Source organism: Bradyrhizobium nanningense (assembly GCF_004114535.1).
Classification (GTDB): domain Bacteria; phylum Pseudomonadota; class Alphaproteobacteria; order Rhizobiales; family Xanthobacteraceae; genus Bradyrhizobium; species Bradyrhizobium nanningense.
This window is the reverse complement of record NZ_LBJC01000082.1, coordinates 50,713-72,056: the sequence shown is the minus strand read 5'-3', so window position 1 is coordinate 72,056 and position 21,344 is coordinate 50,713. Positions and strand designations below refer to the sequence as shown.

The 21,344-nt window shown below is 65.3% G+C and carries 22 protein-coding genes; 16 read left to right on the top strand and 6 right to left on the bottom strand.

Annotated elements, in window-relative coordinates:
- The first annotated feature begins 58 nt into the window (after positions 1-58).
- The 4 genes from XH84_RS38480 to XH84_RS38465 all read left to right on the top strand — a co-directional run bounded on the left by XH84_RS38480 (position 59) and on the right by XH84_RS38465 (position 3,252).
- Positions 59-808, top strand: coding sequence for an electron transfer flavoprotein subunit beta/FixA family protein (locus tag XH84_RS38480; protein ID WP_128920418.1), 750 nt, complete (start codon positions 59-61; stop codon positions 806-808).
- Positions 808-1,752 carry an electron transfer flavoprotein subunit alpha/FixB family protein gene (locus XH84_RS38475; RefSeq protein WP_128920419.1) on the top strand — a complete coding sequence of 315 codons (945 nt, stop codon included), beginning with the start codon at positions 808-810 and terminating at the stop codon, positions 1,750-1,752. Before XH84_RS38480 ends, XH84_RS38475 begins: the two co-directional genes overlap by 1 nt.
- 208 nt (positions 1,753-1,960) lie before the next feature.
- Positions 1,961-2,842, top strand: coding sequence for a 3-hydroxybutyryl-CoA dehydrogenase (locus XH84_RS38470; RefSeq protein WP_128920420.1), 882 nt, complete (start codon positions 1,961-1,963; stop codon positions 2,840-2,842).
- A 215-nt stretch (positions 2,843-3,057) separates the two neighbouring features.
- Positions 3,058-3,252: a hypothetical protein gene (locus XH84_RS38465; protein WP_128920421.1), complete on the top strand. Its 195-nt coding sequence runs from the start codon at positions 3,058-3,060 to the stop codon at positions 3,250-3,252.
- A 6-nt stretch (positions 3,253-3,258) separates the two neighbouring features.
- On the opposite strand, the gene tlpA is transcribed toward XH84_RS38465, so the two are convergent.
- Positions 3,259-3,924, bottom strand: coding sequence for a thiol:disulfide interchange protein TlpA (gene tlpA / locus XH84_RS38460; protein WP_128920422.1), 666 nt, complete (start codon positions 3,922-3,924; stop codon positions 3,259-3,261).
- A gap of 96 nt (positions 3,925-4,020) precedes the next feature.
- Here tlpA and argH point away from each other — a divergent pair, with 96 nt between their 5' ends.
- The 3 genes from argH (at position 4,021) to lysA (ending at position 7,091) form a co-directional block, all read left to right on the top strand.
- Positions 4,021-5,418, top strand: a complete 1,398-nt coding sequence (gene argH, locus XH84_RS38455; RefSeq protein ID WP_128920423.1) for an argininosuccinate lyase — start codon at positions 4,021-4,023, stop codon at positions 5,416-5,418.
- A 93-nt stretch (positions 5,419-5,511) separates the two neighbouring features.
- Positions 5,512-5,802, top strand: coding sequence for an LPS translocon maturation chaperone LptM (lptM, locus tag XH84_RS38450; protein WP_128920424.1), 291 nt, complete (start codon positions 5,512-5,514; stop codon positions 5,800-5,802).
- 23 nt (positions 5,803-5,825) lie between these two features.
- Positions 5,826-7,091 carry a diaminopimelate decarboxylase gene (gene lysA, locus XH84_RS38445; protein ID WP_128920425.1) on the top strand — a complete coding sequence of 422 codons (1,266 nt, stop codon included), beginning with the start codon at positions 5,826-5,828 and terminating at the stop codon, positions 7,089-7,091.
- Positions 7,092-7,288: 197 nt separating this feature from the next.
- Here lysA and XH84_RS38440 read toward each other — a convergent pair whose 3' ends face one another.
- Together XH84_RS38440 and XH84_RS38435 are read right to left on the bottom strand one after the other, a co-directional pair.
- Positions 7,289-8,197 carry an NAD(P)-dependent oxidoreductase gene (locus XH84_RS38440; RefSeq protein WP_128920426.1) on the bottom strand — a complete coding sequence of 303 codons (909 nt, stop codon included), beginning with the start codon at positions 8,195-8,197 and terminating at the stop codon, positions 7,289-7,291.
- A gap of 256 nt (positions 8,198-8,453) precedes the next feature.
- Positions 8,454-8,837: a carboxymuconolactone decarboxylase family protein gene (locus XH84_RS38435; protein WP_008567285.1), complete on the bottom strand. Its 384-nt coding sequence runs from the start codon at positions 8,835-8,837 to the stop codon at positions 8,454-8,456.
- Between the two features lie 178 nt (positions 8,838-9,015).
- On the opposite strand from XH84_RS38435, the gene XH84_RS38430 reads away from it, so the two are divergent.
- Both XH84_RS38430 and XH84_RS38425 read left to right on the top strand, forming a co-directional pair.
- The gene (locus XH84_RS38430; protein WP_128920427.1) at positions 9,016-10,980 is read left to right on the top strand and encodes a TIGR02302 family protein; all 1,965 of its coding nucleotides are present in this window, start codon (positions 9,016-9,018) and stop codon (positions 10,978-10,980) included.
- Complete coding sequence (locus XH84_RS38425; RefSeq protein ID WP_128920428.1) at positions 10,968-12,104, top strand: DUF4175 family protein; 1,137 nt, start codon at positions 10,968-10,970, stop codon at positions 12,102-12,104. The genes XH84_RS38430 and XH84_RS38425 overlap by 13 nt, the downstream gene beginning before the upstream one ends.
- Positions 12,105-12,246: 142 nt before the next feature.
- On the opposite strand, the gene XH84_RS38420 is transcribed toward XH84_RS38425, so the two are convergent.
- Both XH84_RS38420 and XH84_RS38415 read right to left on the bottom strand, forming a co-directional pair.
- Positions 12,247-12,621, bottom strand: a complete 375-nt coding sequence (locus XH84_RS38420) for a response regulator (protein ID WP_128920429.1) — start codon at positions 12,619-12,621, stop codon at positions 12,247-12,249.
- Between the two features lie 47 nt (positions 12,622-12,668).
- Positions 12,669-13,547 (bottom strand): MJ0042-type zinc finger domain-containing protein, encoded by an 879-nt coding sequence (locus XH84_RS38415; protein ID WP_128920430.1) that lies wholly within the window; start codon positions 13,545-13,547, stop codon positions 12,669-12,671.
- Between the two features lie 211 nt (positions 13,548-13,758).
- On the opposite strand from XH84_RS38415, the gene ftsE reads away from it, so the two are divergent.
- The 4 genes from ftsE (at position 13,759) to XH84_RS38395 (ending at position 17,119) form a co-directional block, all read left to right on the top strand.
- Positions 13,759-14,418, top strand: a complete 660-nt coding sequence (ftsE, locus tag XH84_RS38410; RefSeq protein ID WP_018646542.1) for a cell division ATP-binding protein FtsE — start codon at positions 13,759-13,761, stop codon at positions 14,416-14,418.
- Positions 14,411-15,379 carry a cell division protein FtsX gene (locus tag XH84_RS38405; protein WP_128920431.1) on the top strand — a complete coding sequence of 323 codons (969 nt, stop codon included), beginning with the start codon at positions 14,411-14,413 and terminating at the stop codon, positions 15,377-15,379. Before ftsE ends, XH84_RS38405 begins: the two co-directional genes overlap by 8 nt.
- A 226-nt stretch (positions 15,380-15,605) precedes the next feature.
- The gene (locus XH84_RS38400) at positions 15,606-16,310 is read left to right on the top strand and encodes a YdcF family protein (RefSeq protein ID WP_128920432.1); all 705 of its coding nucleotides are present in this window, start codon (positions 15,606-15,608) and stop codon (positions 16,308-16,310) included.
- 35 nt (positions 16,311-16,345) lie between these two features.
- Positions 16,346-17,119: a lysophospholipid acyltransferase family protein gene (locus XH84_RS38395; protein WP_128920484.1), complete on the top strand. Its 774-nt coding sequence runs from the start codon at positions 16,346-16,348 to the stop codon at positions 17,117-17,119.
- Here the strand turns inward: XH84_RS38395 and XH84_RS38390 are convergent.
- Complete coding sequence (locus XH84_RS38390) at positions 17,116-17,727, bottom strand: gamma-glutamylcyclotransferase (RefSeq protein ID WP_164936387.1); 612 nt, start codon at positions 17,725-17,727, stop codon at positions 17,116-17,118. The genes XH84_RS38395 and XH84_RS38390 overlap by 4 nt on opposite strands.
- A gap of 110 nt (positions 17,728-17,837) precedes the next feature.
- Here XH84_RS38390 and XH84_RS38385 point away from each other — a divergent pair, with 110 nt between their 5' ends.
- The 3 genes from XH84_RS38385 (at position 17,838) to XH84_RS38375 (ending at position 21,319) form a co-directional block, all read left to right on the top strand.
- Positions 17,838-19,022 carry a DUF2125 domain-containing protein gene (locus tag XH84_RS38385; protein WP_128920434.1) on the top strand — a complete coding sequence of 395 codons (1,185 nt, stop codon included), beginning with the start codon at positions 17,838-17,840 and terminating at the stop codon, positions 19,020-19,022.
- Positions 19,023-19,245: 223 nt separating this feature from the next.
- Positions 19,246-19,473: a hypothetical protein gene (locus XH84_RS38380; protein WP_128920435.1), complete on the top strand. Its 228-nt coding sequence runs from the start codon at positions 19,246-19,248 to the stop codon at positions 19,471-19,473.
- Positions 19,474-19,750: 277 nt separating this feature from the next.
- Positions 19,751-21,319 (top strand): hypothetical protein, encoded by a 1,569-nt coding sequence (locus XH84_RS38375; protein ID WP_206734147.1) that lies wholly within the window; start codon positions 19,751-19,753, stop codon positions 21,317-21,319.
- Positions 21,320-21,344 lie beyond the last annotated feature (25 nt).

The following is a 21,344-nucleotide window of genomic DNA, read 5'->3' as shown; positions in this document are numbered from 1 at the left end:
GGCCTTTAGGTTCCGCGCCAGTTGATACCCCCCTCCCAAATTGAGTGAAAGAGGATCGATGAAGGTCTTAGTGCCGGTAAAGCGGGTGGTCGATTACAACGTCAAGGTCCGCGTCAAGGGCGATGGATCGGGCGTTGAACTCGCCAACGTCAAGATGTCGATGAACCCGTTCGACGAAATCGCGGTCGAGGAAGCGCTGCGCCTGAAGGAAGCCGGCAAGGCGACCGAGGTCGTGGTGGTCTCCATTGGGCCGGCGCAGGCGTCGGAGACGATCCGCACGGGTCTTGCCATGGGCGCCGACCGCGGCATCCTGGTGAAAGCGGAAGGCGCAGTCGAGCCGCTCGCGGTCGCCAAGATCCTGAAGAAGGTCGCGGAAGAAGAGCAGCCGGGCCTCATCATCCTCGGCAAGCAGGCGATCGACGACGATTCCAATCAGACCGGCCAGATGCTGGCTGCGCTGCTCGGCTGGTCGCAGGCGACGTTCGCCTCGAAGCTCGAGGTCGAAGGTTCTGACTTCAAGGTGACCCGCGAAGTCGACGGCGGCCTGCAGACCGTGAAGCTGAAGGGACCGGCGATCGTCACCACGGATCTGCGTCTCAACGAGCCGCGCTACGCTTCGCTGCCCAATATCATGAAGGCGAAGAAGAAGCCGATCGCGGACAAGACCGTCGCTGATTACGGCGTCGACGTTGCCGCGCGTCTCGAGGTTCTCAAGACGACTGAACCGGCGGGCCGCAAGGCGGGCGTCAAGGTCAAGGACGTTGCCGAGCTGGTGTCGAAACTCAAGAACGAAGCCGGGGTGCTCTGATGACGACGCTTCTGATTGCCGAACACGACAATGCGTCGCTCAAGGATGCGACCAACAAGGCCCTGACCGCGGCAGCCGCGCTCGGCGCGGATGTCGAGGTCCTGGTCGCCGGCCAGAACGCCAAGGCTGCCGCCGATGCCGCTGCCAAGCTCGCCGGCGTGAAGAAGGTGCGGCTCGCCGACGGCGACCTCTACGCGCACGATCTTGCGGAGCCGCTGGCCGCGCTGATCGTCTCGCTGGCTTCCGGCTATGACGCGATCGTCGCGCCCGCGACCTCGCGCTTCAAGAACGTGATGCCGCGTGTCGCCGCGCTGCTCGACGTCATGCAGGTCTCTGAGATCATCAAGGTCGTCGCCCCCGACACCTATGAGCGCCCGATCTATGCCGGCAACGCCATCCAGACCGTGAAGTCGAAGGACGCCAAGAAGGTCATCACGGTGCGCACCTCCACCTTCGCCGCGGCGGGCGAGGGCGGCAGCGCGCCGGTCGAGACCGTCGCAGCGGCCGCCGATCCGGGCCTGTCGTCCTTCGTCGGCGAGGAGGTCGCCAAGAGCGACCGTCCCGAGCTGACCTCGGCCAAGATCATCGTCTCCGGTGGCCGCGCCATGCAGAGCCGCGAGAATTTTGCCAAATACATCGAGCCGCTCGCCGACAAGCTTGGGGCCGGTGTCGGTGCCTCGCGCGCGGCGGTCGACGCCGGCTATGCGCCGAACGACTGGCAGGTCGGCCAGACCGGCAAGGTCGTGGCGCCCGAGCTCTATGTCGCGGTCGGCATTTCCGGCGCCATCCAGCATCTGGCCGGCATGAAGGACTCCAAGGTGATCGTCGCGATCAACAAGGACGAGGACGCGCCGATCTTCCAGGTTGCCGATTACGGTTTGGTCGCCGATCTCTACCAGGCGGTTCCGGAGCTGACGGCCGAACTCGGCAAGCTCGGCAAGTAAAACAGGCCAAAAACACCGGCCGGAGGTATAAACTCCGGCCGGTGTTGCTTTTCTGAGGCGTTTTCTTTGGCGCGGGGCACGCCTTCGAAGCGATCCAATCTAGGTTTCGAGCCCGGGTTCTGATTAAATCAAGCTTCTGATCAAATCAGACCTCCCGGCTCGGGGGATAGGCAGGCGCGACATGCGCGCCGTTCCGGTGGATGACAAGATGGCGGCAGTGATCAAGAAGGTCGGCGTGATCGGCGCGGGGCAGATGGGCAATGGCATCGCCCATGTTGCGGCGCTCGCCGGCTTCGACGTGGTGCTCAACGACGTTTCGGCCGACCGCCTCAAGTCGGGCATGGCCACCATCAACGGCAATCTGGCGCGCCAGGTCTCCAAGAAGGCCGTCTCCGAGGACGACAAGACCAAGGCGATGGCGCGTATCACGCCCGCCGAAAAGCTCGACGACCTCGCCGATTGTGACCTCGTGATCGAGACCGCGGTCGAGAAGGAAGAGGTCAAGCGCAAGATCTTCCATGAACTCTGCGCGGTGTTGAAGCCGGAGGCGATCGTCGCCTCCGATACGTCTTCGATCTCGATCACACGGCTTGCCGCCGCCACCGACCGGCCCGAGCGCTTCATCGGCATTCACTTCATGAATCCGGTTCCGCTGATGGAGCTGGTGGAGCTGATCCGCGGCATTGCCACCGATGATTCGACCTTCGAGGCGTCCAAGGAATTCGTCGCCAAGCTCGGCAAGCAGGTCGCGGTCTCCGAGGATTTCCCGGCCTTCATCGTCAACCGCATCCTGCTGCCGATGATCAATGAGGCGATCTACACGCTGTATGAAGGCGTCGGCAATGTCGAGGCGATCGACGCGGCGATGAAGCTCGGCGCGCACCATCCGATGGGACCGCTGGAGCTTGCCGATTTCATCGGCCTCGATACCTGCCTCTCCATCATGCAGGTGCTGCATGAGGGCTTGGCCGATTCGAAATACCGCCCGTGCCCGCTGCTGGTGAAATACGTCGAGGCCGGCTGGCTCGGCCGCAAGACCCAGCGCGGTTTCTACGATTACCGCGGCGCCAAGCCGGTTCCGACGCGGTAGATACTCTCGTGCCCCGGACGCTGCGCAGCGCCTCAGCGATGCGCTGCAGAGCCGGGGCCCAGAAGCCAAGCGCGCGCCGAAGCATGGGTCCCGGCTCTGCGGCGCGTCACTTCGTGCCGCACCTTGTCCGGACAGGGCCACCCCACAGCCTTGTAACATTTCATGTCCCGTTAACCCCTCGCGCCTAGGCTGCAGCCGGTACGAGGGTTCGCGTAATGGACATGATGGCAATGGTCAGCACCATGCTGACCGCTCAGCAAGGCGCGCTGCAGTCGAATATTGCGGCGACGCTGACCAAGCAGAACGCGGACATGGAGAAGTCCACAGTCCTGACGCTGCTCGGCGCCGGTCAGCCCTCGCTCGCCAATGTCGGCCCTGGTGTCGGCGGCAATCTCAACGTCACCGCCTGACCCTTTCTAAAGCGCCGCAGCGGCCTTGCCGGTGGCGGCCCGGAGCAGCTTGAGCGCGTCCTCGCTCGCCCATTCCGCCGGCCCCGCGATCGTCGCAATCTCGCAGCCTTGCGGATCGACCAGCACCGAGGTCGGCATGCCCAGGGCCCGGCCTATGGCCTTAAGATCCTGAAAAACCTTGGCTTTCTGGTCGCTAAAATAGCTCAATCGGGCCAAATTGGCCTCTTTCAGGAAGTTTTTCGGCTTATCGGGGTCGCGCGTGTCGATATTGATCGCCACCACCTCGAAATTCGGGCCCGACAGCTTGCCCTGAAGCTCGTCCAGCGCTGGCATTTCCTTCCGGCACGGCACGCACCAGGTCGCCCAGAGGTTCACCAGCAGCGTCTTGCCGCGGAAATCCGATAGCTTCTTCGGCTTGCCATCGGCATCCTCGAAAGCCAGGTCGGGTAGCTTCAGCGGGGCGCTCGCCATGGTCAGCGCCGCCAGCTCGCCATGGGCGAGGGGGGCGATTTTTTTCGCCGTGGCCACCGCTGGCCGGCAGGTCGGATCGCCTGCGGGCGACCGCCCCAGGCCCAGCCCGTACAACGCGGCAAAACCCGCCAGGCCTCCGATCGCCACGGTGACGATCACGAGGGGGACCCGGCGCGTGGCGGAGGGCTTCTTGTCGAGCATATCGTTTGTCATCCGGTCGCAGATATGGCTATCAGGGGCCTCTTAATACGGCTGGCGGCGGCCAGCAAACGTGCGGCAAATCAAGGCGTGGGGATCATGAGCAACAAGATGTGGGGCGGCCGGTTCTCGGAACGTCCCGATGAGATCATGGAAGAGATCAACGTCTCCATCGACGTCGATCGTCACCTCTTTGCCCAGGACATTGCCGCGTCCAAGGCCCACGCCGCGATGCTCGCCAGCCAAGGCATCATCACGGCTTCTGATGCGAAAAATATCGGCAAGGGTCTAGACACGATTTTGTCAGAGATCGGCAAGGGCGGCTTCGCGTTCAAGCGTGCGCTCGAGGACATTCACATGAATGTCGAGAGCCGCCTGTCCGAGCTGATCGGCCCCGCCGCCGGCCGCCTGCACACCGCGCGCTCGCGCAACGACCAGGTCGCGACCGACTTCCGTCTCTATGTCCGTGACATCATCGATGAACTAGATGCGGGGCTCGCGGCGTTCCAGCAGGCACTGGTCGAGCGTGCGCTGGAGCACGCGGGCACCGTGATGCCCGGCTTCACGCATCTGCAGACCGCACAGCCGGTGACTTTCGGCCACCATCTGCTCGCCTATGTCGAGATGGCCGCGCGCGATCGCGGCCGTTTCCAGGATGCGCGCAAGCGCCTCAACGAATCCCCGCTCGGCGCCGCCGCGCTGGCCGGCACCTCGTTCCCGATCGACCGCCATGCCACCGCGAAGGCGCTTGGCTTCGACCGTCCGATGGCGAACTCGCTCGATGCCGTCTCCGACCGCGACTTCGTGCTGGAGACGCTGTCGGCGGCCTCGATCTGCGCGGTGCACATGTCGCGCTTTGCCGAGGAGATCGTGATCTGGACCTCGCCGCTGGTCGGCATGATCCGGCTCAGCGACAAGTTCACCACGGGATCCTCGATTATGCCGCAGAAGCGCAATCCGGATGCCGCCGAGCTGGTGCGCGCCAAGACCGGCCGCGTCATCGGCGCGCTCAACGGCCTGTTGATCGTGATGAAGGGCCTGCCGCTCGCCTATCAAAAGGACATGCAGGAGGACAAGCAGGGCGCCATGGAGGGTTTTGCCGCGCTGTCGCTTGCGATCCGCGCCATGACCGGCATGGTCCGCGACCTCGTCCCCGACGAAGCCAGGATGAAGGCCGCTGCTGGCGAGGGCTATGCCACCGCGACCGATCTCGCCGACTGGCTGGTGCGGACGCTGAAGATGCCGTTCCGCGAGGCCCATCACGTCACCGGCCGCATCGTCGCCAAGGCCGCCGAAGGCGGCGTGGCGCTGCACGAGCTGCCGCTCAAGGAGATGCAGGCGATCGAGCCAAAAATCACCAAGGACGTGTTCGGCGTGCTCTCGGTCGAATCGTCGGTGAAGAGTCGCACCAGCTTCGGCGGCACCGCGCCGAAGAACGTGGCGTCCCAGGCCAAGGCCTGGCTGAAGCGGCTGGAAAAAGAGCGAAAATTGGGCTGAGGGCAAAATTTCGCTGATGTTTCATGGTCATCCGGCTCTCGCCAGAGCGCGCCAATCTCTGTATGGTGCGGCCCGCGTAGTGGGGATTTCGTCGTGACGTCAAAGTTTCGCCCGGCCGGTTCGGGGTGGGCCATCATTGTCTTGAGCCTGACGGCGCTCGCGCTGGCCGGCTGCGGCCGCAAGGGGCCGCTGGATCTGCCGCCGACCGCCAATGCGCCCACGGCCAACGGTGCCGCGCCTGTCGATACCGAGACCGAAGCCCAGCGGACGCCGAGCGTGTTCAATCCCACCTACGGTGCGGAAGCCGCGCCCGCGGCGGCCAAGGGCCGGAAGAAACCGTTTATTCTCGACCCGCTCCTGGACGAACCTCCCGGCAAGAAATAAGCCGGGACAACCGAGCCTAAGCCATGAACCATTTCGACTACCGCAACGGCGTGCTGCACGCCGAGGCGGTGAACCTGTCCGAGCTGGCCGCGACCGTCGGCACGCCGTTCTATTGCTATTCGACCGCGACACTGGAGCGGCATTATCGCGTCTTCACGGATGCCTTCGCCGGCGAGAAGGTGCTGGTCTGCTACGCCATGAAGGCGAACTCGAACCAGTCGGTGCTGCGCACGCTGGCGAAGCTCGGAGCCGGCGCCGACGTGGTCTCGGGCGGCGAATTGAAGCGCGCGCTAGCCGCCGGCATTCCGCCGAACAAGATCCTGTTCTCCGGTGTCGGCAAGACCGAAACGGAGCTCCGCGCCGCGCTCGCCGCCGACATCCTCTGCCTCAACGTCGAGTCAGAGCCCGAGCTCGAGCTGCTGTCGCGGCTTGCGACCGAGATGGGCAAGACCGCGCGCATCTCGTTGCGCGTCAATCCCGACGTCGACGCCGGCACGCATGCAAAAATCTCCACCGGCAAGTCGGAGAACAAGTTCGGCATCCCGATCGTGCATGCGCGCGAGGTCTATGCCCGCGCCGCGAAACTCCCGGGCATCGAGGTGACCGGCACCGACGTGCACATCGGCAGTCAGATCACCGACCTCTCCGGCATGGAGACGGCGTTCCGCATTCTCTCCGAATTCGTTCAGACGCTGCGCGCCGATGGCCACACCATCAGCCACGTCGATTTCGGCGGTGGTCTCGGCATTCCCTATTATATGGACCGCGAGGCGCCGCCGGCGCCGGCGGCCTATGCCGCCATGGTCAAGCGTGTCAGCCACAATCTCGGCTGCACGCTGATGTTCGAGCCCGGCCGCATGATCGTCGGCAATGCCGGCATCCTCGTTGCCAAGGTGATCTATGTGAAGCACGGCGACGGCAAGAATTTCGTCATCATCGACGCTGCGATGAACGACCTCATTCGCCCGACGCTGTACGAGGCGCATCACGACATCCTGCCGGTGACGCAAGCCCCAAAGGGCGCCGCCACCATCCTGGCCGATGTCGTCGGCCCGGTCTGCGAAACAGGCGACTATCTCGCGCTCGACCGCACGCTGCCGATGCCCGCGCCCGGCGATCTCCTCGCCATCATGACCGCCGGCGCCTATGGTGCGGTGCAGGCCGGCACCTACAACACCCGGCCACTGGTGCCGGAAGTGCTGGTGAAGGACGATCAGTACGCCGTGGTGCGCCCACGCGTGGAGGTCGAGCAGCTAATTGCGATGGATCAGCCGGCACCGTGGCTGTGATTGTGTCGTAGTCTGACCGTGAGATGCGACGCTAGCTGAACAAATTCGGTGTCGTCCCCGCGAACGCGGGGCCCATAGCCACAGGGCGGAGTTGTTCGGCTAAGCTGTAACTACGAGTCCTCGCCAAACCTTGTCCTGTAGTTATGGGTTCCGGATCTGCGCTTCGCTTGTTCGGGACGACAGCGGAGAATGTAGCGCTACTTCCCCGCCAATCCGCCCTTCGCTCCGCCCACCACGACGCCCGCCTTCTTTTCGATCGGCTTGATCGCCGCGGTGAAATCGGACTCGGCGCCTTCTGCAGCTATGACGGTCTCCCACAACCGACCGACCGCGTCGGCGACCTCCATCGACAGGCCGAGCTGCTTCATCTCCTCCAGCGCCAGCCGGACGTCCTTCACCATCAGTCCCGTGGCGAAGCCGAAATCGAAGCTGCGCGGCAGCACCGAGCGCGGAAACTTGTCGCGGCTCGCCGTGTTCATGCCGGAGCCGGCATTGATGACGTCGATCATCACGGCGGGATCGAGCCCGGCTTTCACGCCCATCACCACGGCTTCCGACGTCGCCACGATCGCGGTGGCGGACAGGAAATTGTTGGCGAGCTTCATGGTCTGTGCCGCGCCCGGCTTCTCGCCGATGAAGAACACTTTTCCGATGACGTCGAGCGCCGGCTTGAGCAGCTCGAACTCGGCCCTAGGCCCGGACACCATCACCGCCAGCGTGCCCTTCTCGGCGCCGCCGACGCCGCCGGAGACGGGGCAGTCGATCAACACGATGCTGCGTTTGGCGAGCAGGCCGTGAATCTTTACGGCCATCGCCGAGCCTACGGTGGAGAGGTCGATGAAGCGTCTTGCGCGTTTGCCCTCGATCACGCCGTTCGGTCCCGTTGCAACCTCGAGCGAAGCCTGCAACGAGGGCAGGCTCGCCATCACCGTCTCGACCTGATCGGCGACGTCCTTCGGTGATGTCGCGGCCGTCGCACCGCGCGCAACGAGCTTGTCCATGACCTCCTTGCGCGTGTCGAACACGACGAGCCTGTGACCCGCCTCGATCAGCCGCCGCGCCATCGGGAAACCCATGTTTCCGAGGCCGATGAATCCGATGTCCATGGTGTTTCCTTGTGCTTGTTATTCGTTGTTGTGAAAGATGCACGCTCCGCCCTCCGCCGTCGTCCCGGACAAGCGCGCTTCAAGCGCGCGCCGATCCGGGATCGGCGCGCGAGCGCTTGCGCTCGTCGCGATAACCCAAGGGAGGAGCGTTGCGCGAAAGCGGTCACTCCGAGTCTCCGTAACCACATCTCCCTGTGGCTATGGGTCCCGGATCGGCGCTGGCGCTTGTCCGGGACGACAGGGGAGAGAGCCGGCCTCACGCCTTTCCGTCGATCTCCGCGAACACTTCGCGCGCGATGCGAAAGCTGTCGACCGCGGCGGGCATGCCGCCATAGATCGCGACCTGCATCAGGATCTCGCGGATCTCGTCGCGGGTGACGCCGTTGGTCAGCGCGCCCTTCAGATGCGCGCGGAATTCGTGCTGGCGGTTGAGGATCGCGATCATGGCGATGTTGAGCATGCTGCGGGTCTTGCGCGGCAGCTCCTCGCGGCCCCACACCGTGCCCCAGCAATATTCGTTCAGCATCTCCTGGAACGGACGGTTGAAATCGTCGACGTTCTTCAGGGCATTGTTGACATAGGCCTCGCCCAGCACCGCTTTGCGGACTTCCAGGCCCTTGTCGTGCATCTTCTTGTCCATGGCGTTTCCCTTACCTTCCTTGCGTCTTCCTCAGGTGGCGCGCGGAAATTACGGGGTTGGGCCGGGTCAGTCACGTCCTCGTGTTATGCGGGAAAAGGGGTATCTCCCGTACCGGAACGGATGCCTCAGTGCTGCCGTTGTGATAGGCTTCTCTCGACCGGGCAACCTGGAGAGTTGATTGAACGGCGTCACCCCCGACCCGTCAGACCCGATCCGCAACAGTGACGCTCTGTCGCGGCTGAAGCTGGCGCAGGCCCTCGATCGGGCCGTCTATGCCATCGCGTGGGAGCGTGCCTGGCCACATCTGGCGCGGCTTCTGACCGTCGTCGGCCTGTTCCTGGTGGTGTCCTGGGCCGGCCTCTGGCTGGCGCTGCCTTTCATTGCCCGTGCCATCGGTCTTCTCGTTTTCGCCGGCGTTGCGATTGCCGCCCTGTTGCCCCTGATTCGCTTCCGCTGGCCGGGCCGCGAAGAGGCACTGAGCCGGCTCGATCGTGGCTCCGGCATCCGTCATCGTCCGGCCACGACGCTGACCGACACGCTGTCCTCGCAGGATCCGGTCGCACAGGCGCTGTGGCAGGCGCAGCGCGAACGTACACTGGCCACGATCAAGCGGATCCGCGCCGGACTGCCGCATCCGCGGCTCGCGCTGCATGATCCCTGGGCGCTGCGCGCGCTGGTCATGGTGATGCTGGTTGCGACCTTCTTCGCCGCCGGTGACGAGCGCGGAATGCGGCTTGGGGCTGCCTTCGACTGGAATGGCGTGCTGGCCCCCGCCAATGTTCGCGTCGATGCCTGGGTCACGCCGCCGCTTTACACCGGCAAGCCGCCCGTCATCCTGTCTGCCGCCAACAAAGAGGCTGCGGCGCTACCGGCCTCCGGTCCGCTCGCCGTTCCCGCCGGCTCGACCCTGATCGTGCGCTCTTCCGGCGGCAGTCTGGATGTCACCGTCTCCGGCGGCCTCAAGGAGGTCGCGCCCGCGGAGGCCGCGCCCAAGGGAACCAACGAGAAGCATTTCAGCATCACCGCTGACGGCACCGCGCATGTCCGCGCGCCCTCCGGCCAACCGCAATGGGCGTTCGCGGCGACGCCGGACCGCCCGCCGACGATCTCGCTCGCCAAGGATCCCGAGCGCCAGGCGCGTGGCGGACTCCAGCTCTCCTACAAGGTCGAGGACGACTACGGCGTGACCGGCGCGGAGGCCCACATCGGCTTGCGTCCCGACGACGGCAAGGATGCGGCCAAGGATGGCAGCAAGGATTCCGACGGCAAGGCTTCCGACGGCAAGGCTGCGGCGCGGCCGCTGTTCGAGCCGCCGAAATTCCCGCTCGTGCTGCCGAACGCGCGCACCCGCAACGGCGTCGGCCAGACGGTGAAGGACCTCAGCGAGGACCCCTATGCCGGCGCCGACGTCACGCTGACGCTCACCGCCAAGGACGAGGCCGGCAACGAGGCTAAAAGCGAACCCTTCAACATGCGCCTGCCCGAGCGTCTCTTCACCAACTCGCTGGCGCGCGCGCTGATCGAGCAGCGCCGCATCCTCGCGCTCGACGCCAACAGGAATTCGGACGTCTACACCGCGCTCGACGCGCTGATGATCGCACCCGAATTGTTCACGCCGGACGCCGGCTGCTATCTCGGCCTTCGGAGCCTTGCGACCCAGCTCGAGGCTGCCCGCACCGACGATGCGCTACGCAATGTGGTGGCGAGCATGTGGGCGTTTGCGACCACCATCGAGGACGACGGTGTCGCCGGCAGCGTCAACGCCGCGCTGCGCTCGGCGCAGGACGCGCTCAAGGCGGCCCTGGAACGCGGTGCCAGCGAGGACGAGCTCAGGGTGCTGACGCAGAAGCTGCGTGAGGCGATGGCCGGCAAGGTGCGCGACCTCGCCCGACGCGCTGAACAGAATCCGCTTGGCGCCCGGCAGCCGTTCCCGGCCGAGGTCCAGCTCATCCTCGACAAGGCGATCGAGCTGCGGCAAAAGACCCAGCATGCGACGCCCGAGCAGCTCGCCGAGCTGGCGCAGCAGCAGGATGTCTTGCGCGAGCAGCTTCAAGCTTATCGGAAGTCGGCGAACAGCCGTGCCAACAAGGCGGGGGACGACAAGACCAACCAGTTTACGCGGGACCGGAAATGCGGAAGCTAGCACGCGTGCCAGTCTTGAAGGCGATGTCGGTCGCCTGCCTCGCCTTGCTGCTCGGCGGCGTCTCGCCGGCCTTTGCCCAGCTGGATCAGGATCCCGACGCGCTGCTCGACGGTGCCGAAAAGGCGATGCAGGATTCCGGCGACAGCCTCAGGCAGAAGGAGTCCGGCAAGAGCCTGAGCAACCAGTCCGACGCCATTCAGAAGCTCGAGGAATACAAGCGGGCGACGGAGCGAAGCCAGTCCTCCAGCCGCGATCGCAACGTCATCACGCAGCGCGATCTCGACGACCTGCTGCGGCAGATCGAGAAGGCGGCGCGCGAGGGCAATCGCGAGGCGGCCCAGCGCATGCTCGAGCAGCTCGCGCAGATCATGGAAAATCTCCAGATGGCGCAGCCCGGACAATCCGGCGAGAGCGAGATGGAGCAGGCGCTCAACGAGCTCAGCGACATGATCCGCAAGCAGCAGCAATTGCGCGACAAGACCTTCAAGCAGGGCCAGGATGCCCGGCGTGACCGCTCGCGCGGCAAGCAGGGCGACCAGTCGATGTCGGACCTGCAGCAGGATCAGCAGTCGCTGCGCGACCGGTTGAAGAAGCTGCAGGACGAGCTCGCCAAGCGCGGCCTCACGCAGAAGGGGCAAAAGGGCCAGAAAGGGCAGCAGGGACAGAAAGGCCAGCAGGGGGACCAGAACGGCGATCAGGACGGTGACCAGGGCGATGACGACGGCAGCCTCGACGCCGCCGACGGCGCCATGGGCGATGCCGGTTCGAAGCTCGGCGAGGGCAATGCCGACGGTGCCGTGGACTCGCAGGGCAAGGCTCTCGAGGCGATGCGCAAGGGCGCGCAGAAGATGGCCGAAGCGATGCAGCAGGGCGATGGCGACGGGCAGAACGATGGTCCCGGCAATCGGGCCGGCCGTCAGCAGAGCGGCGGCAATCAGACCGATCCGCTGGGGCGCCCGCTTCACGGCCGCGATCTCAGCGACGACTACACCGTCAAGATCCCCGGCGAGATCGACGCCCAGCGTGTCCGGCGTATCCTCGAAGAGCTCCGCCGCCGCCTCGGCGACAGCTCGCGCCCGCAGATCGAGCTCGATTACATCGAGCGGCTTCTGAAGGATTTTTAGCGTCGCACGCGGTGTCATCGCCCGGCTTGACCGGGCGATCCAGTATTCCGAGAAGCCAGTGAGTCATCCGAGGGGCCGCGGCGTACTGGATGCCCCGGTCAAGCCGGGGCATGACAGCGGAGTATAAGGCGATAGCTTCGGGCTACCCCTTCCTCGCCGCCAGCGCGTCCGCCACCGCGGTGCGGATGTCGGCGACCGAGAACGGCTTTGTCACGACGTCGTGCACCAGCGCATTGAGGTTCGAGGCGCGCTCGCGCTGGTCGGCAAAGCCGGTCATCAGCAAGATGGTCAGATCGGGAAAATCGCGCGCGGCGGAGAGCGCCAGCGCGATGCCGTCCATGACGGGCATCTGGATGTCGGTGAGCAGCAGGTCGAAGGCGCCGTCCTCGCGGCTCAGGATCTCCAGCGCCTCGGCGCCGTCTTGCGCGGTGACGGTCTCGTGGCCGTCCATGGCGATGGCGCGCGCCACCAGCGTGCGCATCGAATCCTCGTCGTCGGCGATCAGGATCTTCGGCATGAGACAAACCTTGGGATCAACTCCCGCGCGGGACCTTGCGAGGCGGATTATACGCTGCCGCCGGCAATGTCGCGCCGGTTGAAGAAGCGAACGTCGATATTGCGGCCCTCCGGCGGCGGCGAGGCGAGACGCGAGCGGAAGAAGGCGCGCTCGCCGGGCCGCAGCACGGTCTGCTCCAGCACGGTATTCCAGGCGTAGATCTCCGCTCCTTGCGCGTCGCGCACGGCAAAGCGCAGCCGCGGGATGTCGAGCGGCTTCTTGCCCTTGCCGACGATCACGCCCTCGATCACCAACACCTGCTTACCGTCCACGGTCTCGCTGGACAGCTTGACGTCCTTGAAGGCGAGGCCCCGCAGGTTCACCTCGAGCCCGACCAGCTTATAGAACGCTGCCGTCTGCGGCAGCAGCCGCACCATGTCGCCACGCCAGATCACCAGCGCCAGCACCAGCGCCCCCATGGCGGCACAGGCGGTCGGCAGGCCGAAAGTGGATTTTCGCGGAGCAATTGTGGCGGCCGGGCGGCTGACCCGCGCCCCGGGCCGGCGGAACAGGCCGCGGAACCAGGAGTGATGCTGCGCGCCGGCGACCTCCTCCTCGGCCTCCCGGGCCGCCGCTGACCACTCGTCCTCGGTTTCCTTGGCTTCTTCATCGGGCCAGTCACTGGCGATCGAGGGGCTGTCGACGATGGGCGCATCCGCGGCGCTGTCGTCCTTGGCATAGGAATCCCACTGCTCGGCGAGGTCGGACTGGTCGTCGGCCTGGCTGGCTGCAGCCATGGCCGGAACGGACGCCTCCTCGATGGCATCCTCGGCATGGGCGATCCAGGTCTCCTTGCAGCGGGAACAGCGGACCGCCCGTCCGTTCGCCCCAAGGCTCGCGAGCTTGATGGCGTAGGATGTCATACAATGGGGGCAGACGATATGCATGGACGAGACGAGCCTTGATGCATGAACCAGGACTTGAACGAGCTTTTGACCATGACCGCGCCGGGGAGAGAACCGGGCGATCAGGCTGCTACCAAATATGCTACAGGCCGACCGTTAACGAACCGGAAACCATAACGGCGGCAAAACCCGATGATCGCGCATGGCGGAGCGCAGCCACGCGACCTGCGCCCCCTCTCGAACGGAGCTGAGCTTGGTTCGGTTCGAAAATGTCGGATTGCGTTACGGTCTGGGGCCGGAGATCCTGCGCGACCTCAGCTTCCAGATCCCGGCGCATTCGTTCCAGTTCCTCACCGGCCCGTCCGGTGCCGGCAAGACCTCATTGCTGCGCCTGTTGTTCCTGTCGCATCGGCCGACGCGGGGCCTCGTCAATCTGTTCGGCCACGACATCTCGCAGCTCGGCAAGGACGAGATCGCCGATTTGCGCAAGCGCATCGGCATCGTGCTCCAGGATTTTCGCCTGCTCGATCACATGACGACCTATGAGAACGTTGCCCTGCCGTTCCGCGTCATGGGCCGCAGCGAGTCGAGCTACCGCAAGGAGGTGATCGATCTGTTGCGCTGGGTCGGGCTTGGCGACCGCATGGACGCGCTGCCGCCGATCCTGTCGGGCGGCGAGAAGCAGCGCGCGGCGATCGCGCGCGCCGTGATCTCGCGGCCGCAGCTGCTGCTTGCGGACGAGCCGACCGGCAGCGTCGATCCGACGCTCGGACGCCGCCTGCTGCGGCTCTTCATCGAGCTCAACAAATCGGGCACCGCCGTCATCATCGCGACCCACGACATCGGCCTGATGGACCAGTATGAGGCACGGCGGCTGGTGCTGCACCAGGGACGGCTGCACGTCTATGAATAGGACCGACGAGCGCGGCGTGCTGGTCGACCTCGGACAAGAACGTCCGCAGCTGCCGGCCAAGGCGCGCAACATGTCGCCGATCGTGCCGCGTGCCTCGATCCAGGGCCGGGCGCTGGTCGCCGTCGTTGCCATCATGACCTTCCTCGCGTCGATGGCCACCGGCACCGTGCTGCTGGTGAGCGCCTCCGCCGCGGAATGGCAGTCGGACGTCGCGAGCGAGATCACCATCCAGGTTCGCCCACAGGCCGGCCGCGATCTCGAACGCGACACCGCCGCGGTGACGGAGGCGATGCGCGCGCAAGCCGGCGTCGTCGAGGTCAAGCCGTTCAGCAAGGAGGAGAGCGGCAAGCTGCTCGAACCCTGGCTCGGCACGGGGCTGTCGATGGACGATCTGCCGGTGCCGCGCATGATCATTGCGCGGGTGCAACCCGGCACGCTGCTCGATCTCGGCGCCTTGCGCGCACGGGTGGCGCAGGTCGCGCCGGGCGCCAGCGTCGACGATCATCGCGCCTGGATCGAGCGGATGCGCTCGATGACCAACGCCACCGTGCTCGCCGGCCTCGGCATCCTCGCGCTCGTCATCGTCGCCACGATTATCTCCGTCTCGTTCGCGACCCGCGGCGCCATGGCGGCGAACCGCCCGATCGTCGAGGTGCTGCATTTCGTCGGTGCCGGCGACCGCTACATCGCCAATCATTTCTTGCGTCATTTCCTCAGGCTGGGCCTCGAGGGCGGCGTGATCGGCGGCGGCGCCGCCATGCTGGTATTCGGCTTCTCCGAGTCGATCGCCGGCTGGTTTTCCGGTACCCCCGTCGGCGACCAGTTCGCCGCGCTGCTCGGCACCTTCTCGCTGCGGCCGTCGGGCTACATCGTGCTCGCGGTCCAGGCCGTGCTGATCGGCGCCATCACCGCAGTGGCCTCGCGCCAGACGTTGTTTGCGACCTTGAATGATGTGGATTGAGGTTTATTCGCCTCTCCCCGCTTGCGGGAAGAGGCCGGAATACGCGCGGATTCCGGGTGAGGAGGACTCCCCACGAGTCCAACTGCCTCCGTCCCCGCGGAGACTCCCCCTCAGCCCAACCCTCTCCCCGCAAGCGGGGCGGGGGAGCGCACCACCGCCGACGTAAGACTCCACTTCGCCTCAAAACGTCATAAAATCACTTCAGGGAAGGGATTACCGACATCACATGACCTCGCCGACCGACGATCGATTGCCGAACTTGCCGCGCGGCTGGCTGCGCGCGGCATTGGTATCGACGATTGCGCTCGCCTTTGTCGGCGCTGCGGCGGGTTTCATCGCGTTCCTGTCGCAATTGCGTGGCGCCGAGATCGCACCAAGCCGCAAGGCCGACGGCATCGTGGTCCTGACCGGCGGCTCCTCGCGGGTGTCGGACGCGATGGAGCTGCTCGCTGCCGGCTACGGCAGGCGGCTGCTGATCTCCGGCGTGCATCCGACCTCGACAGCGAGCGACATCTCCAGGACGTTGCCGGAGAACCAGTCCTTCATGACCTGTTGCGTCGATCTCGACCGCACCGCGCTCTCGACCCGCGGCAACGCGGCGGAGGCGCGGCGCTGGGCCGAGGGCCGTCGCTTCAAGTCGCTGATCGTGGTCACTTCGAACTACCACATGCCGCGCGCGCTGGTGGAATTCTCGCATGCGATGCCGCAGACCACGCTGATCCCGTTCGCGGTGGTCGGCGACAAATGGCGCGAGGAGCCGTGGTGGACCTCGGCGTCCACCTTGCGGCTGCTGCTGTCGGAATATGTCAAGTACATCGCGGCCGAGCTCAGGGTGCGGCTGGAGGATTTCGGGATTGACCTTTCGCCCGAGATGTCGGAGCAGCCTGCAGGTCAGCAGCCGAGGCGGCCCGCCACCGCCCAAGCCAATTGACAAGCCAATTGACCGGCAAATTGATCGGACCGTCGATGTTCCTGATTTTCCTGCGCTCGCTCGTGTTCAACGTGCTGTTCTACGCCGTGCTGGTGTGCCTCGCGATCGTGGCGTTGCCGACCTTCGCGTTGCCGCCACGCGCGATGCTGACGGTCGCCGAATGGTGGGCGAAGGCGACGCTGGTCCTGATGCGCGTGGTCTGCAACATCAAGGTGGAATTCCGGGGTACGGAGAAGATTCCGCAGGGCCCGCTCGTGATCGTGGCGAAGCACCAGTCGTTCTGGGAGACGTTCGTGCTGCCGGGCTTCTTCGACCGCCCGATCTTCATCCTCAAGCGTCAGCTGATGCAGATCCCGGTGTTCGGTCAGTTCCTGGTCAAGACCGGGATGATCGCGATCGATCGCAATGCCGGCGTGAAGGCGCTCTTGGACATGACCCGGCGGGCGCGCGAGGCGGTACGCAGCGGCCGGCAACTCGTCATCTTTCCGGAAGGCACGCGCCGCGCGCCTGGCGCCGAGCCTGACTACAAGACCGGCTTTGCGCAGATCTATTCGTCCTGCGGTGTGCCGTGCCTGCCGATCGCGCTCAACTCCGGCCTGTTCTGGCCCCGCCGCACCTTCATGCGCTATCCCGGCACGCTCGTGGTGGAGTTCCTCGATCCGTTGCCGCCGGGCCTGCCTAAGGACGAGTTTCTCTCCCGCGTGCAAACCGCCATCGAAGGCGCGACCGGCCGCCTCGTCGAAGCCGGGCGCAAGGAGCAGGAGCAATTGATCGGCTCGGCGCCGAGCTATACGCCGGCGGAGCGCTAGCGGTTCTCGCGGTCTTCCACTGGCGCAGGCGCGTGCAGGGAATGCGCATCGCCATGTAGCATCAATGCAAGCTGATGCAGCTGCGTGTCGCGAAAGCCTTCGGCCTCGATCGCCTTCACCGTTGCGGTGACATAGTCGCGGTTGGCGCCCGACTGGCCATGGCCCTGGACGACATGGCGGTGCTGCTCGGCGAGGGACAGCCGGCCGGCATATTGCGCATGGCCGCGGTCGACAACATAGGTGAGCGCGGAGACGCGCTGGCGCGCGTCGTTCTCCAGCCATACCGAGCGCATCACCTCGCGATAGACCGAGGTGACCTGCTCGCGCGCGCGCAAGTAAGCGACGACCTCGGTGCGGTTCTTTTCAGCGACGCGGAAGGCAATGCCGCGGCAGGCGCCGCCGCGGTCGAGCCCGAGCACCAAGCCCGGCTTCTCCGGCGTCCCGCGATGCACGAAGGAATAGACGCAGAGCGCCCGATGCTCGCCGACCAGCCGCGCCGGGACGCGCTCCTCGAAGTCGAAGCCCGGCCGCCACATCAGCGAACCGTAGCCGAACACCCAGAGGTCGCCTTTGGCCGTGGTGACGGAGGGGAGGGTAATTTCCGACATTTCGGGCACGGCTACCAGAATGAAAGGCCCAAGCGAAGCGAATTCTCCGTCTTTCGTCGCAGACCGACCACGCTTACATTTGCCTGAATCTGGGGCCAAAGGGTCGCCGCATGTCCAATATGACCGTAGCCACAGGCCGTCGCTCCCGCTGGGGCCTTTTCATCGCACCCGTTCTCGTCCTGATCCTTGCCGTCGCGTGGAGCTGCTTCTGGTTCTATGCGGCCTCACAGGCCGAAGTGGCCGCAGACGCCTGGCGGGCGCAGGAGGCCAAGTCCGGCCGCATCTATGATTGCGCCAAGCGCTCGATCGCCGGCTTCCCGTTCCGCTTCGAGGTCCAGTGCTCGGGCGCCAGCGTCGCCCTGGTCTCACAGAATGCGAGCAAGACGCCCTTCACGGCCAAGCTCGACAACATCCTGGTCGTCGCCCAGGTGTACGATCCCAAGCTCGTCATCGCCGAATTCTCCGCGCCCGCGACGCTGACCGACGGCGTCACGCAAAACACCTTCGTGGTGAACTGGAGCAAGGGCCGCAGCAGCGTTGTCGGCCTGCCCTCGGTGCCGGACCGCGCCTCCATCGTGTTCGACGATCCCTCGCTCAATCGCCTCGACGGCAGCGTGCAGGTGCCGCTTGCGCGCGCCAAGCAGATCGAGCTGCACGGCCGCCTTGCGGACGGCTCGCCGGCCGACCATCCCGTGATCGAAACCGTGCTCCACGTCGCGCAGGGCAGCATCCAGGGCGTTCATCCCCTGCTCGCCGAGCCGTTCGAGGCCGACACGCGCGCCAAAGTCACCGGCCTCTCCGACCTCACGCCAAAGCCCTGGCCGCAGCGCTTCCGCGAGATTCAGGCCGCTGGCGGCCACATCGAGATCGTGAAGTCGCGGATCCAGCAGGGTGAGATGATTGCGGTTGCGGCCGGCACGCTCGGCCTCTCGGCCAACGGCCGGCTCGACGGTGAATTGCAGATGACCGTGACGGGCCTCGAGCGCGCGATCCCCGCGCTCGGCATCGAGAAGATGCTGGAGGAGGGCGTGCCGCAGGCAACGCTCGATCGCGTCGCGCCCGGGGTGAAGTCGCAGGACCTCAACAATCTGTTCGGTGCGCTCGATCGCGCCGTTCCCGGTCTCGGCAAGGTCATCAAGCAGAACGCCAATGCCGGCGTTGCCGCCGGCATCAATTCGATCGGCACCGAGAGTACGCTCGAAGGCAAGAAGGCGCGCAGCTTCCCGCTGAAGTTCGTCGACGGCGCCGTGCTGCTCGGCCCGGTCAAGGTCGGCCAGATCCCGCCGCTGTACTAGGCGCCTTGGAGCCCGGATGAGCGTAGCGACATCCGGGGCCGCTGCTGCGGCGCACGAAATCCCGGATATCGCTGCGCTCATCCGGGCTACGGCGTCGCCAAATCGTCGTCACGATTCCTTCCCCGGATCGTGATTGCACGCGCGGGAATGCGGAGCCAGAAACTCCGCTCTCTCTCCATGTCGGCCGCGCGATGAAGCGGTCCGCCCAGGCAGGAGAGATATCATGACCAAGTCCAAGCTGTTCGTTGCCGCAATTGCCATCTCGGCCGCGTCCGTGACGCCGGCGCTTGCGCAGTGGCAGTGGCAAATGCAGGAGCCGGCGGCTTACGCCTCGATGTATCCGAATGGCGATCGCAGCCTCGCAAATCCTTCGACGCGGGAGACGATGGCGTTCGTTCCCTCCTCGAAATCACCGCGTCCCACGGTGATGCGCGCGACCAAGGGCAAATGACAGCCGCGCATCGATTTGCCCGTCGCGAAAGTGGGCCCGGCCATGCCCCGGCCGGGCCCAATGCGCATGGCCCTGGACAATGGCGACAATCGCGCATGCGGATCGGTCGGGCTACGCAAATATTCCAAGCATGATCGTCAGGAAAACGTGATGCACAACATGCGCCTCGCCGCGAATAAACGCAGCCGCCTTCCAGTCACTCCACATCAGGGAAGCACGCAGGCGCCGGAGACGGTGCAAGGAAACGAACCTGCTTCCCAAGAGGAGGGAAGTTCAAGTGCGGATCATCACTTGCGGACTGATGCTGGGCATCTTCGCTGCCTGTTCGGGCGCGGCGCATGCCGACGACAATGTCGCAACCGAAATCCAGTCGCTCAAGGCCAAGCTGAAAGAGCTGCAGCAGCGCGTGGATTCGGAGGCGCGCAAGACGCGGCAGGTTGAAGCGCAGGCAAAGGCGGCTCCGATGCCTGCAACATACAAAGCGCTGCCCGTCGATCCCTGTGCGGCCGGCAAGGTCTGCTACAAGGGCATCACGCTGACATTCGGCGGCTGGGTCGATCTCACCGGCATCTACCGCTCGCGCAATCTCGCCTCCGACACCGGTTCGGTCTACAATTTCATTCCCTATCAGCAGAGCCGCAATTTCAACATTCCGGAAACGCGCTTCTCCGCGCGCCAGAGCCGGTTCTCGGTGCTGGCCGAAGGCAATGTCGGCGCTGACACGCACCTTGCCGGCTACGGCGAAATCGACTTCGAAGGCGCGGCGCAGACGGCGAGCTCGGTTGCGACCAACTCGTTCAACCCGCGCATGCGGCAGCTCAGCCTCGAGGTCGATCGCAGCGACCTCGGCCTCCACGTCCTCGCCGGACAATCATGGTCGCTGAACGCGCCGAGCAAGTCGGGCATCGACCCGCGCGGTGTCGATGCGCCCGGCGTGATCGATTTCGAATCCGTTCCGGGATTCCTGGCGGCGCGCCAACCTGGCTTGCGCGTCTGGCAGGACATCGGACCGGAGTTCAAGATCGCCGCGTCCGTCGAGAACGCGCAAACCGCGTTCTTCGGCGGCAACGTGCCGGCCGTCGGCACGCCCGCGGTCGGCCCGCAAGGCGTGCTCAATCCGAACCTCCAGGTCAATCTGACCGGGCCGGGCGGCAGCTTCTTCAACAACCTCAACAATGTCAGCCTGAACCAGGTGCCCGACGTCACGGCGAAGGCGGCTTGGGATCCGCGGCTCGGTCCCTATAAGCTCCATGTCGAGGCCTGGGCGCTCTATCGCCAGCTGTTCGATCGCTTCAACGATGCCAACCACACTTACAATACCGGCAGCTTCGGTGGCCACATCTATGCCGAGCTGATTCCGAAAACCCTCGATCTGCAGCTCTACGGCTCGCACGGCGTGCTCGGCCGCTTCACGGCAACGCCATTCCCGGATGCGGCAGTGGCGCAGGACGGAACCCTCCTGCCGCTGACCATCACGGCGGCCGCAGTCGGCCTGATCTGGCACGCGACGCCGAGCCTCGACGTCTACAGCTACGCGGGTTTGGAGAAGGCCAAGGCGAATTTCGCCAATGTCGGCACGGTGCCGTTCGGCTATGGCAATCCGCTCTACAACAACACCGGCTGCAACATCGAGAGCTCGCCGGCCGCGACTTGCAACGGCAATACCAAGGAGGTCCGCCAAATCACGGCCGGGATCTACGACACCATCTACCAGGGCAATTACGGCACGCTCAAAGCCGGCGTGCAGTATTCCCACACGCAACGCTTCGCGTTCGCCGGTGTCGGTGGTGCGCCGAAGACCGACGACAACGTCGTCATGACGCAGATCCGTTACTATCCGTTCTGATCATGAAGCGAATACGGCGAAGCGA

Bases quoted from the DNA above. Each gene is read 5' to 3' on its own strand.
- argH (WP_128920423.1), top strand. From the start codon at position 4,021: ATGAGCAACAAGATGTGGGGCGGCCGGTTCTCGGAACGTCCCGATGAG.
- XH84_RS38465 (WP_128920421.1), top strand. From the start codon at position 3,058: ATGGACATGATGGCAATGGTCAGCACCATGCTGACCGCTCAGCAAGGC.
- XH84_RS38380 (WP_128920435.1), top strand. From the start codon at position 19,246: ATGACCAAGTCCAAGCTGTTCGTTGCCGCAATTGCCATCTCGGCCGCG.
- XH84_RS38405 (WP_128920431.1), top strand. From the start codon at position 14,411: ATGAATAGGACCGACGAGCGCGGCGTGCTGGTCGACCTCGGACAAGAA.
- lysA (WP_128920425.1), top strand. From the start codon at position 5,826: ATGAACCATTTCGACTACCGCAACGGCGTGCTGCACGCCGAGGCGGTG.
- XH84_RS38385 (WP_128920434.1), top strand. From the start codon at position 17,838: ATGTCCAATATGACCGTAGCCACAGGCCGTCGCTCCCGCTGGGGCCTT.
- XH84_RS38420 (WP_128920429.1), bottom strand. From the start codon at position 12,621: ATGCCGAAGATCCTGATCGCCGACGACGAGGATTCGATGCGCACGCTG.
- tlpA (WP_128920422.1), bottom strand. From the start codon at position 3,924: ATGCTCGACAAGAAGCCCTCCGCCACGCGCCGGGTCCCCCTCGTGATC.
- XH84_RS38480 (WP_128920418.1), top strand. From the start codon at position 59: ATGAAGGTCTTAGTGCCGGTAAAGCGGGTGGTCGATTACAACGTCAAG.
- XH84_RS38470 (WP_128920420.1), top strand. From the start codon at position 1,961: ATGGCGGCAGTGATCAAGAAGGTCGGCGTGATCGGCGCGGGGCAGATG.
- XH84_RS38440 (WP_128920426.1), bottom strand. From the start codon at position 8,197: ATGGACATCGGATTCATCGGCCTCGGAAACATGGGTTTCCCGATGGCG.
- XH84_RS38400 (WP_128920432.1), top strand. From the start codon at position 15,606: ATGACCTCGCCGACCGACGATCGATTGCCGAACTTGCCGCGCGGCTGG.
- XH84_RS38425 (WP_128920428.1), top strand. From the start codon at position 10,968: ATGCGGAAGCTAGCACGCGTGCCAGTCTTGAAGGCGATGTCGGTCGCC.
- XH84_RS38475 (WP_128920419.1), top strand. From the start codon at position 808: ATGACGACGCTTCTGATTGCCGAACACGACAATGCGTCGCTCAAGGAT.
- XH84_RS38415 (WP_128920430.1), bottom strand. From the start codon at position 13,547: ATGCATATCGTCTGCCCCCATTGTATGACATCCTACGCCATCAAGCTC.
- XH84_RS38395 (WP_128920484.1), top strand. From the start codon at position 16,346: ATGTTCCTGATTTTCCTGCGCTCGCTCGTGTTCAACGTGCTGTTCTAC.
- XH84_RS38435 (WP_008567285.1), bottom strand. From the start codon at position 8,837: ATGGACAAGAAGATGCACGACAAGGGCCTGGAAGTCCGCAAAGCGGTG.
- XH84_RS38390 (WP_164936387.1), bottom strand. From the start codon at position 17,727: ATGTCGGAAATTACCCTCCCCTCCGTCACCACGGCCAAAGGCGACCTC.